We start from the raw sequence: 12,783 nt of genomic DNA, 5'->3' as shown, positions 1-12,783 counted from the left end.
TGGAATGGGTTTGCGTTTGGGCGTAGCGGCGGGCAGCGTCAGCCTGTGGTGCAGCAGCCGCTGGCGCGCACCGGCATGGGCCCTGCTGCGCGAGGTCGCGTATGTGCCTGACACCGGCCTGCATGGCGACTTTGCCGCCCTGGGCCAGGCGCTGGAACAGATGCTGCCGGCGGGGCAATACGCGCGCTGGCCCTTGTCCGTGGTGCTCGACGATGCGTTGGCGCGCCTGTGGCAAGTGGACATGCCGCAGGGCGCCGCGCGCCTGGCCGATATCGAGGCGGCCGCCGCGCTGCGTTTCCAGTCGCTGTATGGCGATCCTCCCGGCCTGTGGCAAAGCTGCCACGCCTGGGACGCGCGCGCGCCGTTTTTCTGCGCCGTGCCGCGCGCGCTGCTGGCGCAGCTGACGCGCGTGGCCGAAGCGCGCAAGCTTTCCCTGATCTTTATTACGCCGCAATTTGCGCGCCACTGGAACCGCTGGCATGGCGCGCTCAAGCCTGGCGCCTGGTTTGGCCAGTTGCAGGAGAACACCTTGACCCTGGGCGTGCGTCACGATGGCTGCCTGCGCGCCGTGCGCGCGTTGCCCGTGCCCGCGGACGCTGACCATGGCTGGCTGGAGCAGACGCTGATGCGCGAAGCGCTGCTGCAAGGCGTGCCGGCACCGGCGCTGCTGCAGCTGTGCGGCGCGCCGCCGCCCGCATGGCTGACGCAGGCGAAAGCGTTCCACTGCCAGATTTTCCCTACGCCAGACGGGGACGGCGCCTTGTCGGCCGCCGCGCGGCTGGCGCGCAGCGCAGGCCTGGCATGACGCGCCTCGATATCGATTTCGCGCCACCAGGCTGGCGCCGCAGCCTGCACCGCGTGCCCGCATGGGCATGGATCACGGGGGTGCTGGGCGTGGCGCTGATCGCCACGGCGGCATACAGCGGCAGTGCCGCGCTGCAGCGCCAGCAGGCCAGCGAGGCGCAATGGCAGCGCGCGCAGCAGCGCGTCGCGCAAGCCACGCAGGGGCCGGCACCTGTGGCGATCGTGCCGATTGCGCCGGCGCAGGCGGCGGCCGTGAATGCGGCCATCCTGCAACTGAACCTGCCGTGGCGCGACCTGCAGGATGCGCTGGCGAGCGCCACGCCGCCCGGCATCGCGCTGCTGGCGCTGGAGCCGGATGCGCGCAAGCGGATACTAAAAATCACGGCCGAAACCACCAGTAGCGACGCCATGGTGGCGTATGTGGCGCAATTGAAGCAGCAGCAGCTGTTTGGCATCCGCGTGCAGTTGCTGCGCCATGAAATCAATGAACTCGACCCGAACAAGCCCTTGCGCTTCCAGCTCGAAGCGCGTTGGGGGGCGCCATGATGGCCATCGACCTCCATGCCTTGCGCCTGCGCGCGCAACTGCTGCTGCGCCGCGCGGGCGCGCCCGCCTGCCTGGCCGTGGCCTTGCTGGTGCTGGGCATGGCCGCCTGGGCCTGGGCCTGGGCCTGGCAGCAGCGCGCCGTGGCCGCGCAGCTGGAAGCGCGTCCATTGCCGGCGGCCTCGCTGGCCGCAGTTGCTGCGGCACCGGTGGCGACATCGGGCGAGAATCTGGCGCGCTTCCATGCGACGCTGGGCCAGCAGCGCCACGTCGAGCAGCAAGTCAAGCTGCTGTTCGACCTGGCCGCGAAAAACGGCTTGCAGCTGGCGCAGGGCGAGTACAAGAGCGGCTACGACAAGGCCAGCCGCGTCGCCACTTACCAGGTGACCTTGCCACTCAAGGGCAGTTATGCGGCTGTGTGGCAGTTTGCGCTGCAGGCGCTGCGCGCCATGCCGTTCGCCTCGCTCGATGAACTGAGTTTTCGCCGCGAGCAGATCGCCGACACGCAGCTCGAAGCGCGTTTGCGCCTGACCTTTTATTTAGCTGACAGCGCGGGAGATGCACCATGACGCCGCGCCATTACCTGCTGCTGGCCGGTGTGCTGGGCGCGGGCGCCTTGCTGCTGTTTGGCGAGCGCCAGCCCGTCTCCGAGGTGGCCGAGGCGGTCGAGCGGGCCGTGGCGCCCGCGCGCCAGCGCGCTGCCCGGCCTGCCGTCGCGCAGCCAGCCATCCTGGCTCTGCTGCCGCGCAGCGAGGTGGCGGGCGAGGACGGCGACACCTTTGGCGGCGCCGATGGTGTCTTCCAGAGCCAGAACTGGACTCCGCCGCCACCGAAAATGGTGGCCAGCGCCGCACCGCCGCCAGCGCCGCCGATGGCGCCGCCGCTGCCCTTCGTCTACCTGGGCAAGGCGGTCGCCGATGGCGCCTGGGAAGTGTTTTTGTCGCGCGCCGACAAGACGTATATCGTGCGTGCCAATACCGTTATCGATGGCGCCTACAAGGTCGTGACGATCGCGCCGCCCGTCATGACGCTCACTTATCTGCCGTTGAACCAGGTTCAGCAGCTCAACATTGGAGTATTCGAGTGATGTCTCGTTCCTTTTCATCGGCGCTGCTGCCGGTACTGCTGGTGCTGCTGTCCGGCTGTGCCGGGCAGCAGGCCTACCGCGACGGGCGCGAGCTGATCGCGCAAAACCAGGTGCCTGCCGGCCTGCAAAAGCTGCAGGAAGCGCTGCAGCAGGACCCCGGCAACGTGCAGTACCGCAGCGCCTACCTGCAGGCGCGCGAACGGGCCACCAGCACCGGCTTGCAGCAGGCCGAGCGCCAGGCGCAAACGGGGCAGGGCGAGCTGGCGCGCGCCTCTTTCCTTGGCGTGCTGGACATCGATGCGCAGAACGAGCGCGCCAACAGCGGCTTGCGCGCGCTCGAACGCGCGCAGCGGCAGGGCAAGCTGCTGGCCGAAGCGCAGAAGGATATCGACGCCAAGCGCTACGACCCCGCGCGCCAGCGCCTGAACGCCATCCTGACGGAGCAGCCGAACCATGCGGGCGCGCGCGCGCTGCTGCGCGAAGTCGATGAGAAGACGGCGCCACCTGTCGTCGAATCGGGCCTGGCCAAATCGTACAAGCAGCCGATCAGCATCGAGTTCCGCGACGCGCCATTAAAACAGGTGTTCGAACTGATTGCGCGCCGCTCCGGCCTCAATTTCGTCTTCGACAAGGACGTCAAGGCCGATGCGAAAACCTCGATCTTCCTGAAGAACAGCACGGTGGAATCGGCGATCTACTTCCTGCTGGTGACGAACCAGCTGGAGCAGCAGGTGATGGATGCGAACACGATTCTGATCTATCCGAACGTGGCGGCAAAATTGAAAGAGTACCAGGAAGTGCTGGTGAAGACCTTCTTCCTGGCCAATGCCGACGCCAGGCAGGTAGCCAACACGCTCAAGACTATTTTGAAGACGCGCGACGTGGTGGCCGATGAAAAACTCAACCTCGTCATCGTGCGCGACACGCCCGAGGCGATCCGCCTGGCCGAGCGCCTGATCGCGTTGCAGGACGTGCCCGAGGCGGAAGTGGTACTGGAGCTGGAAATCCTCGAAGTCAAGCGCAGCCGCCTGCTGGAACTGGGCGTGGCCTGGCCGACGAGCCTGACCCTGACGCCGCTTTCCACCTCGGGCGGGATGGGGCTGACCGTCAACGACTTGAATAATCTGAACCAGCGTACTATCGGCGTGAGCAACCTGGCCGTGACGGCAAATGTCAACAAGACGGACGGCGACGCCAACATCCTGGCCAATCCGCGCATCCGCGTGCGCAACCGCGAAAAGGCGAAGTTCGTCATCGGCGACAGGGTGCCCGTGGTGACCACCACCATTTCGCCGGGCACGGGCGGCTTCGCTTCCGAATCCGTCAGCTACCTGGACGTGGGCCTGACGGTGAACGCCGAGCCGACCATCTATCTGAACAATGAAGTGGGTATCCGCATCTCGCTCGAAGTGAGCAACCTGGGCGCCGCCACCACCACCCGCAGCGGCTCGACCCTGTACCAGATCGGCACGCGCCAGGCCTCGACCATGCTGCAATTGAAGGATGGCGAAAACCAGGTGCTGGCGGGCCTGATCAACAATGAAGAGCGCAGCTCGGGCAACAAGGTGCCGGGCCTGGGCGATATTCCCGTGCTGGGGCGGCTGTTCGGCAGCAGCAAGGATGACAGCCAGAAGACCGAGATCGTGCTGTCGATCACGCCGCACCTGGTGCGCACGGTACAGCGTCCGGAAGCGAAGGAATCGGAATTTTCGGCCGGCACGGAAGGCAGCTTCCGCCGCCGCCCCGACATGGCGGCCAAGGCAGCCACGCAGATGCCGGGTACGGTGGTCGTGCGTTCCGGCCCGTCGGCCGTGGGCATGCAGGCGCCGCCGCCGCAGCCGTTGATGGTGCCGGGCCAGGTGCCATCGACCTTGCCGCAGAGCGTGCCCGCGCCGGAAGTGGCGCCATCGCCCGAGCCGGCCGCGTCGCCCCTGCCGATATCGTCCGGCCAGTCCGTGCCGTTGCAGGCGGCGCCCTTGCCGTTCTCGTCGAGCCAGCCGGTGCCGGTTGCCAAATGAGACTGGCGCGCGCGCACGGCGGTTTTACGCTGATCGAACTGCTGGTGACCCTGGCCATCCTGGGCGTGCTGGCCACGCTGGTGGTGCCCGTCACGCAGGTGGCCATGCAGCGGCGCCAGGAACAGGATTTGCGGCGCGCCTTGCGCGATATCCGCCAGGCTCTGGACGCGTACAAGCGCGCCGGCGACGAAGGACGCATCGTGCGCGTCACGGACGCCAGCGGCTACCCGAAAAGCCTGGAACTGCTGGTCGAGGGCGTACCGGATCAGCGCAACCCGAAACGCAGCAAGATGTTCTTCCTGCGCCGCGTGCCGCGCGACCCGTTCAATGCCGATGCCAGCCTCAGCGATGCGCAGACGTGGGGCCGGCGCAGTTACGCCAGCGAGGCGACCGAGCCGCGCGAGGGGGACGACGTCTACGATGTGTATTGCACGTCCAGCAAGACTGGCCTGAACAATGTGCCTTACCGCTTATGGTGAACCATGGCTGCCGATAACCATGCTGCGCGCGCGCGCGGCTTTACCCTGATCGAACTGCTGGTGGTGCTCGGCATCGTGGCGCTGCTGCTGACCCTGGCCGTGCCGCGCTATTTTCCCAGCCTGGATAAGGCCAAGGAAACCGTGCTGGCGGACAACTTGCGCAATCTGCGCATCACCATCGACCAGTACCACGGCGATACGGGCCGCTATCCCGATACCCTGGAGCAACTGGTGGACAAGAAATACCTGCGCGCCATGCCCATCGACCCCATCACGGAGAGCGAAGCGACATGGCTGATCGTGGCGCCGCCCGACGATACGCCGGGCCAGGTGTATGACGTCAAGAGTGGCGCGCCTGGCAAGGACCGCAACGGCACGCCGTTTGCCGACTGGTAGCTGCGATGCATGCTCGTGCGCACCGCCAGCGCGGCTTCACCTACCTTGGGCTGATCATCCTGGTGGCCATTCTGGGCTTGGTGGGCGCGGCCGGCCTGAAGATGGGTTCCCTGCTGCAGCGCCAGGCGGCCGAGCAGGAGCTGCTCGACATCGGCGCGCAGTTTTCCGATGCCCTGCGCAGTTATGCTGCCGCCACGCCCCCGGGGCAGCCGCAACAGCCGCCGACGCTTTCCGCCTTGCTGCGCGATCCCCGCGTGCCGCAGTTGCGCCGCCATCTGCGCAAGCTATATGTTGACCCCATCACGGGGCGTGCCGAATGGGGCTTGCTGTACCAGCCCGGCAGCAATGGCATCATCGGCGTGCATAGCCTGTCGCCGGCCGCAGCGTTGAAAGTAGGGAACTTCGAGGCCCGGTTTGCCGGTTTCGACGGCAAGGCACGGCTGTCGGAATGGCATTTCATGGTCGACGCACAAGCGCTCCAGCCGGCGGCGCAGGTTGGGGAAGCCGGCCTGGCAAATGAATCGGCCGCACTTTCGCCAGGCGGTGCCGCCGCACCGCCACCATCTTTATTTCCCCAGCCTATTTCTGCGCAGCAAGAAGACGCGCCGCCAGAAGCGCCCCAGATTCAGGCTCCGGCCGAGCTGCCAGGCGACGCCGCCGCAGTGCCAGTGCCCCGCTAGCGGGCGGCTGGCAGCGGGACGATGCGTGCGGAACTATTTACCTATGGAAAGTGCTCGATGTAGGCAAATAGTTCAGTCCGTAAATGGTTATCACCGATGAAACTTAGATAAAATATTTGCAAGTAATTAAATGCATTTATGCTACTATTCTGTTCAGTACTTCAAGTAATCCTCAGGAAAATATTGTGAATTACTTAGTGCTAAAACTATTGGTGGCCTGCGCATCGCAGCCATAAATGACTATTTAAGGGATAAACTATGAAATTGAAATTTATCGCTGCCGGCATTCTGGCTGCGGCGTCGTTCAGTGCTTATGCAGGTGATCAAGTCATCAATGTTAATGCTGATGGCAGCGCGCATGCCTTCAGCGCCGTCGTAGACGATGGCATCCTGTCCGGCGGCCTCGATGAAATCTTCCTCAACGGCTTGGGCGCGGGCAAGTACAACATCGGCTTGTCGATTTCCGGCCAGAACCTTTCGTTTAATGCGCTGACATCGAACTTGAACGGCAAGCTGGGTGAATCATTATCGATTGGCAGCCTGCGCTTCTTTGGCGTGGAATACACCGGTGTCGGTCCGTTCAAGCTGCAACTGTACGGTAACGCCTTGGCTGGCGGCAATTACTCGGGGACGTACACCGTCAGCGCCGTGCCTGAGCCAGCAACCTATGGCATGCTGCTGGGCGGCTTGGGCTTGTTGGGCTTCATGGCGCGTCGCCGTGCCGCAAAAAAGGCAGCCTGATCACGCTGTCTTGTCGTATCGCCAAACCCGCCTGCATTTCGGCGGGTTTTTTTTCGCCCCGCCACATTGCGCGGGGCGTCCTGCCGATGGCAGGGCGCAGGCAGCGGGGCCTGCGCCGCGTGTCAGGCGCTGCGCTTGAAGTCGCGGAAGCGGAAGCCAACTAAAAACAAGGTGGCAAAGTACGCCACGCCACACAGGCTCACCAGCAGGGCCAGCGCGCCGGCCCGCAGCAGCGGATGGGCTTGCATGGTGATCCAGTCGATGCGCATGGCGCCAGCATACGCCACGCCGCCCATCACGATGAGTGCCGGCAACAGGCGCAGGAAGAACTTGGCCCAGCCCGGTTTCGGCTGGTAGATGTCGCGCTTGCGCAAGCCCCAGTAGAGAAAAGAGGCGTTCAGGCAGGCGCCCAGACCGATCGACAGGGCCAGGCCGGCCACGGCGATGTAGGGCACGAACAGCAGATTCATCAACTGCGTGGCAATCAGCACGCCGATGGCGATTTTCACGGGCGTGCGGATGTCCTGGCGCGCATAGAACGCGGGCGCCAGGGTTTTCACGAGGATGATGCCGATCAGACCAAGGCTGTAGGCCACCAGCGGTTGCGTCGACATGGCCACCGCTTCGGCCGTGAACTTGCCGTAGTGAAATAATGTCGCGATCAGCGGCGTGGCCAGGGTCGCCATGCCGACGGCGGCGGGCAGGGCCAGCAGGAAAGTCAGGCGCAAGCCCCAGTCCAGCAGGGCCGAGTATTCCATCTTGTCGCCATCCACGTTGGCCTTTGACAGGCTGGGCAGCAAGATGGTGCCCAGGGCCACGCCCAGCATGGCGGTCGGGAACTCCATCAGGCGGTCCGCATACGACAGCCAGGAAATACTGCCTTCCGCCAGGCGCGAGGCGATGCTGGTGTTGATCATCAGGCTGATCTGGGCTGCCGAGACGGCGAACACGGCCGGTCCCATCTTTTTCAGCACGCGGCGCACGCCGCCGTCGGACAGGCCGATGGCGGGATTGAGCGACAGGCGTGGCAGCATGCCGATCTTGATCAGCGCGGGAATCTGGATGGCCACCTGCAGCAGGCCGCCGGCGAACACGGCAATGGCCATGGCATAGATCGGCTGTTTCAGGTGCGGCGCGAGGAACAGCGAGGCGGCGATGAATGATAAATTGAGCAGCACCGGCGTGAAGGCGGGAATCTTGAATTCGCGCCAGGTATTCAGGATGCCGCCCGCCAGGGCCACGAAGGACATGCAAGTAATATAAGGGAACATCAGCCGCGTCATCCACACGGCCGCGTCAAAAGCGCCCGCGTCCTTGGTCAGGCCCGTGGCGATCGCATACACGAACCACGGCGCGCCGACGATGCCGATGGCGGACACGAGTAAAGTGGCCCAGACCAGGGTGGTGGCCACGTGGTCGGCCAGTTGCTTGCTCGCTTCCTGGCCATGCTGGTTCTTGTATTCAGACAAGATCGGCACGAAGGCTTGCGAGAACGCACCCTCGGCAAACAAGCGGCGCAACAGGTTGGGGATGCGGAAGGCAACAATGAAGGCGTCCGTGTAGGCGCCGGCGCCAAAGGCGCGCGCGAACAGGCTTTCGCGCAATAATCCGGTTACACGGGACAGCATGGTCATGCTGGAGATGGCGGCGAGGGTTTTAAGCAAGTTCATGGGGGCAGATTATAGCCGGGCGCGCTACCGTTAAACGCTTAAAATATGGTAACAATTGCGGCCGATTCGCTGTCGATTCGCCCTTGCCGGGCCCATTTTCAGGTGTTTTTGGTGTCACACATGGTTTTTTGATTTGCCCCCGCATGAAAATATCGCTATAATCGAAGGCTGTACAGAATTCTGTTACGCAGACACTAATGTTTGACAGGCACTGGTTTGGCACACATGGTTCGGCAGACGCACAGAACGCACCGGTTGGCAAACACTAATGTTTGCAAACGCACTTTGACCCTGTTTTAGGAAATTCCATGGCAAATACCGCACAAGCGCGCAAACGCGCTCGTCAAGCAGTTAAGCAAAACGCACACAATTCGTCCCAACGTTCGACCTTGCGCACGGCTATCAAAGCTGCTCGCAAAGCGATCCAGGGCGGTGACAAGGCAGCAGCTGCTGCAATCTTCCAAGCATCCGTGTCGACCATCGACCGTATCGCTGACAAGAAGATCATCCACAAAAACAAGGCAGCTCGCCATAAGAGCCGTCTGGCAGCTGCCTTGAAAGCACTGTCCGCTTAATATTCGCCAGCAGGCAAGCCACCACGGTGGTCTTGCCTGTGCCGGTACGCTGGCACTGGTTGAAAAGCAAAAACCCGCAGATTCGTTCTGGCGGGTTTTTTCGCGTTTTTTGTGCGGTTTTGCGGCCGCGCCCGCCAGCGGCTGACTGCGGCCGCTACGGCCTAACGCGTCGCGGGCAGGTTGCCGATGCTCATGCCCGGCTTGATGTTTTTTTGCCTGAACCAGCCCAGGTTCATTTCCAGCGCATAGCGCACGGGCACGGTTTTGGTCGAGCAGTGGCTGTCGAGCGTGTGCGCTTGCATGTCTTCGATGTTGACGATCTTGCCGCTGGCATCGATAAAGGCCACGGACAGGGGCAGCGTCGTGTTTTTCATCCACATGCATTGCGTCGACGGGTTGCCAAAGACGAACAGCATGCCCGCATTGGCCGGCATCTTCTCACGGTACATCAAACCCAGTTCGCGCTGTTCTTCCGTGGCGGCCACTTCCGCCTGGATCAAATGCATGCCGGCCGACAGCTGCACGCTCTGCGCTTGGGCAATGCTGGCGCATGCCAGCAGGGCGATGGACAGGCTGAGACGGCGTAGGGGTTTTTTCATGGCGCGGGACGGTGGCTGCGAAGCGGCGATTAAGCCATGCAGGCGCCTGCCTGGTCAAGCATGTTGCCTGGCCGTTCCGAAAGCGTGGGGTTACAGCAACATGGTCGCTGCGGTCACCCCGGGAACGACGCTTACTTCACGGGCTTGCCTGCTTCAGCGGCCGGCTGCCTGGTCTTGCGCGGCTGGGGAATCAGGCGCGGCGCATCCGTCGCGGCCGAGGCGTTGACGGTAGCCGACGCCGGCGGCACCGGCTTGACGGCATCGGTGGCAGCCGAGGCATGGCTGGCTGCCGATGCCGGTGGCGGCTTGACGGCATCGGTCGCTGCGGAAGCGTGCACCTTGGCGCCCGATTGCGCCAGTGCGGCGCCGGCAAACAGGGAGGCGGCCAACATCAATATTACTTTTGTCATCATCTTTCCTTTTCCGTCATGTTAAGGTCAGATGATTTTAATGCATTATCTAAAAATAAATAGTGCTTATTGGCAAAATTTCAGTGCTGAAGCCGTTTTTTCTTGTCCTGTTCACGCCTTGCCAATGTTCTCCGCTGGCACTTCGCACCATTCGCCGGGCAGCAGAGGGTGGCTGGCCAGCGAGAACGGGCCGATGGCGCTGCGCACCAGGCGCAGGGTGGGCAGGCCGACGGCAGCCGTCATGCGCCGCACTTGCCGGTTTTTTCCTTCTTTCAACGTGATCGCCAGCCACGAGGTCGGCTTGTCGGCGCGCGCGCGGATCGGTGGGTTGCGCGGCCACAACCAGTCCGGCTCAGCGATGCGCACGGCCTTGCACGGCTTGGTGATGAAGTCGCCCAGGTCCAGCGGCGCCTGCAGGCGCGCCAGGCTGGCCGCATCGGGCACGCCGTCGACCTGCACCAAATAGGTTTTTGCTTCCTTGCGGTCGGGGTGGCTGATCTCGTGCTGCAGGCGGCCGTCATCCGTCAGCAGCAGCAAGCCTTCGCTATCGGCGTCGAGCCGGCCGGCCGGGTAGATGCCGGGAATGGTCAAATGGTCGGCCAGCGTGGCGCGGCCGTCCTGCGGCGAAAACTGGCACAAGACCTGGAATGGTTTATTGAAGAGGATGAGTGGCATGCTGGTCGGGGAATGGATGTAAGCGGTGGTGGCTGCTGGTCGGCGCCGCAAAAGCGTGGCGCCCTGTAAGATAGTGGTGCATAATGTGAAACACAGTCTTATGTCTTATAGAAGACATAAGCGGTATGGCAACGAGGTTCTTTGGCGCCGCAGATGGCCCGGCTGTTCTTTCCCTGCTAAAGTGCGTTGTTGCCACCATGTTCGGACTTGTTTTTGTAAACTCTGCAACCGCAGAGCGCGTCGCCGGCCAGTGTTGCCCGCCAGCGGTGTGTCCCACTTCGGAGATCACGATGTATCAACATATCACTGTACCTGCTGACGGCCAAAAAATCACCGTCAACGCCGATTTTTCGCTGAATGTACCAGATAATCCCATCGTTCCCTTCATTGAAGGCGATGGCACGGGCATCGATATCAGCCCGGTCATGATCAAGGTGATCGACGCTGCCGTGGCCAAGGCCTATGGCGGCGCGCGCAAGATCAGCTGGATGGAAATCTACGCGGGCGAAAAATCGACGAATGTGTACGGTCCCGATGTGTGGCTACCGGAAGAAACCCTGGCCGTACTGAAAGATTACGTCGTCTCCATCAAGGGCCCCCTGACCACGCCCGTCGGCGGCGGCATCCGCTCGCTGAACGTGGCCCTGCGCCAGCAGCTCGATCTGTATGTCTGCCTGCGCCCCGTGCGCTACTTCACGGGCGTGCCATCGCCCGTGAAAGAGCCGGAAAAGACGGATATGGTGATTTTCCGCGAAAACTCGGAAGACATCTACGCCGGCATCGAGTACCAGCAAGGCTCGCCCGAAGCCAAGAAATTGATGGATTTCCTGATCAATGAAATGGGCGTGACGAAGATCCGCTTCCCGGCCACGTCCGGCCTGGGCATCAAGCCCGTCTCCATCGAAGGCACGCAGCGCCTGGTGCGCAAGGCCATCCAGTACGCGATCGACAATGACAAGCCATCCGTGACGATCGTGCACAAAGGTAACATCATGAAGTACACGGAAGGCGGCTTCCGCGACTGGGCGTATGCGCTGGCGCAAACGGAATTCGGCGCCGAGCTGATCGATGGCGGTCCATGGTGCAAGTTCAAGAATCCGAAGACGGGCCGCGACATCATCGTCAAGGATTCCATTGCTGACGCGTTCCTGCAACAAATCCTGCTGCGTCCGGCCGAATACAGCGTCATCGCCACCTTGAATTTGAACGGCGATTACATTTCCGACGCGCTGGCGGCGCAAGTGGGCGGCATCGGCATCGCGCCGGGCGCCAATCTGTCCGACTCCGTGGCCATGTTTGAAGCGACGCATGGTACGGCGCCCAAGTATGCAGGCAAGGATTATGTGAACCCCGGTTCCCTGATCCTGTCGGCGGAAATGATGCTGCGCCACATGGGCTGGCTGGAAGCGGCCGACCTGATTATTTCTTCGATGCAAAAATCGATCGCCTCGAAGCGCGTCACCTACGATTTCGCCCGCCTGATGGAAGGCGCGACGCAAGTGTCGTGCTCCGGTTTCGGCGATGTGATGATCGAGCACATGTAACACGCGGGGCAGGGCAGGGTGCAGCGCACCCTGCGGACGAAAAAAAACCCCGTTCGAAAACGGGGTTTTTCACATCTGAGGGCCGGCGATGCTTAGGCTGCTTGGATGTTGGAAGCTTGCTTGCCTTTAGGGCCTTGCGTGACTTCGAATTGAACTTTTTGACCTTCTTTGAGGGTCTTGAAACCGTTCATGTTGATTGCGGAGAAATGAGCAAACAAATCTTCGCCGCCGTCATCTGGAGTGATGAAGCCAAAACCTTTGGAATCATTGAACCACTTAACTGTACCTGTTGCCATAAAAAGAACTTTCAAAATTAAAACAAATCACACGAGCCATAAAAGCAAGAAGCTTCTTGCCCCCTCCTCGACGTCTCACTTCTTATCAAGCTGTACATTACTGCAACAGTCGATACAGCATTGTTGGCGGAATAAATAATGAAGTCAAGCGCTTTTCCATCGAGATTGCCAAATTCTTCACGGCAACCAAAAAAGCAACTCTTGATTTTGACAGCAAGGTCGCCATCTGCGCACTATTAAGAAAACGCGTAAGATTGAAAACAATT

16 protein-coding genes are annotated in these 12,783 nt (G+C 62.2%); 11 read left to right on the top strand and 5 right to left on the bottom strand.

Annotated elements, in window-relative coordinates; translation table 11 throughout:
* Positions 1-4 precede the first annotated feature (4 nt).
* The 9 genes from CLU93_RS04920 (at position 5) to CLU93_RS04880 (ending at position 6,748) form a co-directional block, all read left to right on the top strand.
* A complete protein-coding gene (locus CLU93_RS04920) occupies positions 5-805 on the top strand; it encodes a hypothetical protein (protein ID WP_099760209.1) in 801 nt (266 codons plus the stop codon).
* Complete coding sequence (locus tag CLU93_RS04915) at positions 802-1,350, top strand: hypothetical protein (protein WP_099760208.1); 549 nt, start codon at positions 802-804, stop codon at positions 1,348-1,350. Before CLU93_RS04920 ends, CLU93_RS04915 begins: the two co-directional genes overlap by 4 nt.
* Entirely contained in the window at positions 1,347-1,916 is a 570-nt protein-coding gene (locus CLU93_RS04910; protein ID WP_099760207.1) for a hypothetical protein, read from the top strand. The genes CLU93_RS04915 and CLU93_RS04910 overlap by 4 nt, the downstream gene beginning before the upstream one ends.
* Positions 1,913-2,434, top strand: coding sequence for a hypothetical protein (locus tag CLU93_RS04905; protein WP_099760206.1), 522 nt, complete (start codon positions 1,913-1,915; stop codon positions 2,432-2,434). Before CLU93_RS04910 ends, CLU93_RS04905 begins: the two co-directional genes overlap by 4 nt.
* The gene (locus tag CLU93_RS04900) at positions 2,434-4,452 is read left to right on the top strand and encodes a secretin N-terminal domain-containing protein (protein ID WP_099760205.1); all 2,019 of its coding nucleotides are present in this window, start codon (positions 2,434-2,436) and stop codon (positions 4,450-4,452) included. Before CLU93_RS04905 ends, CLU93_RS04900 begins: the two co-directional genes overlap by 1 nt.
* Positions 4,449-4,931, top strand: a complete 483-nt coding sequence (locus tag CLU93_RS04895) for a type II secretion system protein (protein ID WP_099760204.1) — start codon at positions 4,449-4,451, stop codon at positions 4,929-4,931. The genes CLU93_RS04900 and CLU93_RS04895 overlap by 4 nt, the downstream gene beginning before the upstream one ends.
* A gap of 3 nt (positions 4,932-4,934) precedes the next feature.
* Entirely contained in the window at positions 4,935-5,327 is a 393-nt protein-coding gene (locus CLU93_RS04890) for a type II secretion system protein (protein WP_099760203.1), read from the top strand.
* A gap of 5 nt (positions 5,328-5,332) precedes the next feature.
* Entirely contained in the window at positions 5,333-6,007 is a 675-nt protein-coding gene (locus tag CLU93_RS04885) for a type II secretion system protein (protein ID WP_243420150.1), read from the top strand.
* 258 nt (positions 6,008-6,265) lie between these two features.
* Positions 6,266-6,748 carry an FxDxF family PEP-CTERM protein gene (locus tag CLU93_RS04880; RefSeq protein ID WP_099760202.1) on the top strand — a complete coding sequence of 161 codons (483 nt, stop codon included), beginning with the start codon at positions 6,266-6,268 and terminating at the stop codon, positions 6,746-6,748.
* 122 nt (positions 6,749-6,870) lie between these two features.
* On the opposite strand, the gene murJ is transcribed toward CLU93_RS04880, so the two are convergent.
* Positions 6,871-8,418 carry a murein biosynthesis integral membrane protein MurJ gene (murJ, locus tag CLU93_RS04875; RefSeq protein WP_099760201.1) on the bottom strand — a complete coding sequence of 516 codons (1,548 nt, stop codon included), beginning with the start codon at positions 8,416-8,418 and terminating at the stop codon, positions 6,871-6,873.
* A 308-nt stretch (positions 8,419-8,726) separates the two neighbouring features.
* On the opposite strand from murJ, the gene rpsT reads away from it, so the two are divergent.
* Positions 8,727-8,993, top strand: a complete 267-nt coding sequence (gene rpsT / locus CLU93_RS04870; protein WP_010395935.1) for a 30S ribosomal protein S20 — start codon at positions 8,727-8,729, stop codon at positions 8,991-8,993.
* Positions 8,994-9,154: 161 nt separating this feature from the next.
* On the opposite strand, the gene CLU93_RS04865 is transcribed toward rpsT, so the two are convergent.
* From CLU93_RS04865 to CLU93_RS04855, 3 genes are all read right to left on the bottom strand, one after another.
* Positions 9,155-9,592: a DUF192 domain-containing protein gene (locus CLU93_RS04865; RefSeq protein ID WP_099760200.1), complete on the bottom strand. Its 438-nt coding sequence runs from the start codon at positions 9,590-9,592 to the stop codon at positions 9,155-9,157.
* Positions 9,593-9,723: 131 nt separating this feature from the next.
* On the bottom strand, positions 9,724-10,002 hold the full coding sequence (locus CLU93_RS04860; RefSeq protein ID WP_133250722.1) for a hypothetical protein: 279 nt from the start codon (positions 10,000-10,002) through the stop codon (positions 9,724-9,726).
* A 111-nt stretch (positions 10,003-10,113) separates the two neighbouring features.
* Entirely contained in the window at positions 10,114-10,677 is a 564-nt protein-coding gene (locus CLU93_RS04855) for a pseudouridine synthase (RefSeq protein WP_096234386.1), read from the bottom strand.
* A gap of 290 nt (positions 10,678-10,967) precedes the next feature.
* On the opposite strand from CLU93_RS04855, the gene icd reads away from it, so the two are divergent.
* Positions 10,968-12,221: an NADP-dependent isocitrate dehydrogenase gene (gene icd / locus CLU93_RS04850; protein WP_099760198.1), complete on the top strand. Its 1,254-nt coding sequence runs from the start codon at positions 10,968-10,970 to the stop codon at positions 12,219-12,221.
* Between the two features lie 92 nt (positions 12,222-12,313).
* On the opposite strand, the gene cspE is transcribed toward icd, so the two are convergent.
* Positions 12,314-12,517 (bottom strand): transcription antiterminator/RNA stability regulator CspE, encoded by a 204-nt coding sequence (gene cspE / locus CLU93_RS04845; RefSeq protein WP_010395943.1) that lies wholly within the window; start codon positions 12,515-12,517, stop codon positions 12,314-12,316.
* Positions 12,518-12,783: the final 266 nt, after the last annotated feature.

It is taken from the genome of Janthinobacterium sp. 35 (genome assembly GCF_002754575.1).
GTDB classification, from domain to species: Bacteria; Pseudomonadota; Gammaproteobacteria; order Burkholderiales; family Burkholderiaceae_D; genus Janthinobacterium; species Janthinobacterium tructae.
Note: the sequence above shows the minus strand (reverse complement) of the source record. Positions and strands in the feature narration are given on the sequence as shown.

Excerpts from the sequence above, each read along its gene's own strand:
- CLU93_RS04860 (WP_133250722.1), bottom strand. The coding sequence starts at position 10,002 with ATGACAAAAGTAATATTGATGTTGGCCGCCTCCCTGTTTGCCGGCGCC.
- murJ (WP_099760201.1), bottom strand. The coding sequence starts at position 8,418 with ATGAACTTGCTTAAAACCCTCGCCGCCATCTCCAGCATGACCATGCTG.
- CLU93_RS04910 (WP_099760207.1), top strand. The coding sequence starts at position 1,347 with ATGATGGCCATCGACCTCCATGCCTTGCGCCTGCGCGCGCAACTGCTG.
- CLU93_RS04880 (WP_099760202.1), top strand. The coding sequence starts at position 6,266 with ATGAAATTGAAATTTATCGCTGCCGGCATTCTGGCTGCGGCGTCGTTC.
- CLU93_RS04855 (WP_096234386.1), bottom strand. The coding sequence starts at position 10,677 with ATGCCACTCATCCTCTTCAATAAACCATTCCAGGTCTTGTGCCAGTTT.
- rpsT (WP_010395935.1), top strand. The coding sequence starts at position 8,727 with ATGGCAAATACCGCACAAGCGCGCAAACGCGCTCGTCAAGCAGTTAAG.
- icd (WP_099760198.1), top strand. The coding sequence starts at position 10,968 with ATGTATCAACATATCACTGTACCTGCTGACGGCCAAAAAATCACCGTC.
- CLU93_RS04900 (WP_099760205.1), top strand. The coding sequence starts at position 2,434 with ATGTCTCGTTCCTTTTCATCGGCGCTGCTGCCGGTACTGCTGGTGCTG.
- CLU93_RS04865 (WP_099760200.1), bottom strand. The coding sequence starts at position 9,592 with ATGAAAAAACCCCTACGCCGTCTCAGCCTGTCCATCGCCCTGCTGGCA.
- CLU93_RS04890 (WP_099760203.1), top strand. The coding sequence starts at position 4,935 with ATGGCTGCCGATAACCATGCTGCGCGCGCGCGCGGCTTTACCCTGATC.
- CLU93_RS04915 (WP_099760208.1), top strand. The coding sequence starts at position 802 with ATGACGCGCCTCGATATCGATTTCGCGCCACCAGGCTGGCGCCGCAGC.
- cspE (WP_010395943.1), bottom strand. The coding sequence starts at position 12,517 with ATGGCAACAGGTACAGTTAAGTGGTTCAATGATTCCAAAGGTTTTGGC.
- CLU93_RS04885 (WP_243420150.1), top strand. The coding sequence starts at position 5,333 with ATGCATGCTCGTGCGCACCGCCAGCGCGGCTTCACCTACCTTGGGCTG.
- CLU93_RS04895 (WP_099760204.1), top strand. The coding sequence starts at position 4,449 with ATGAGACTGGCGCGCGCGCACGGCGGTTTTACGCTGATCGAACTGCTG.
- CLU93_RS04920 (WP_099760209.1), top strand. The coding sequence starts at position 5 with ATGGGTTTGCGTTTGGGCGTAGCGGCGGGCAGCGTCAGCCTGTGGTGC.
- CLU93_RS04905 (WP_099760206.1), top strand. The coding sequence starts at position 1,913 with ATGACGCCGCGCCATTACCTGCTGCTGGCCGGTGTGCTGGGCGCGGGC.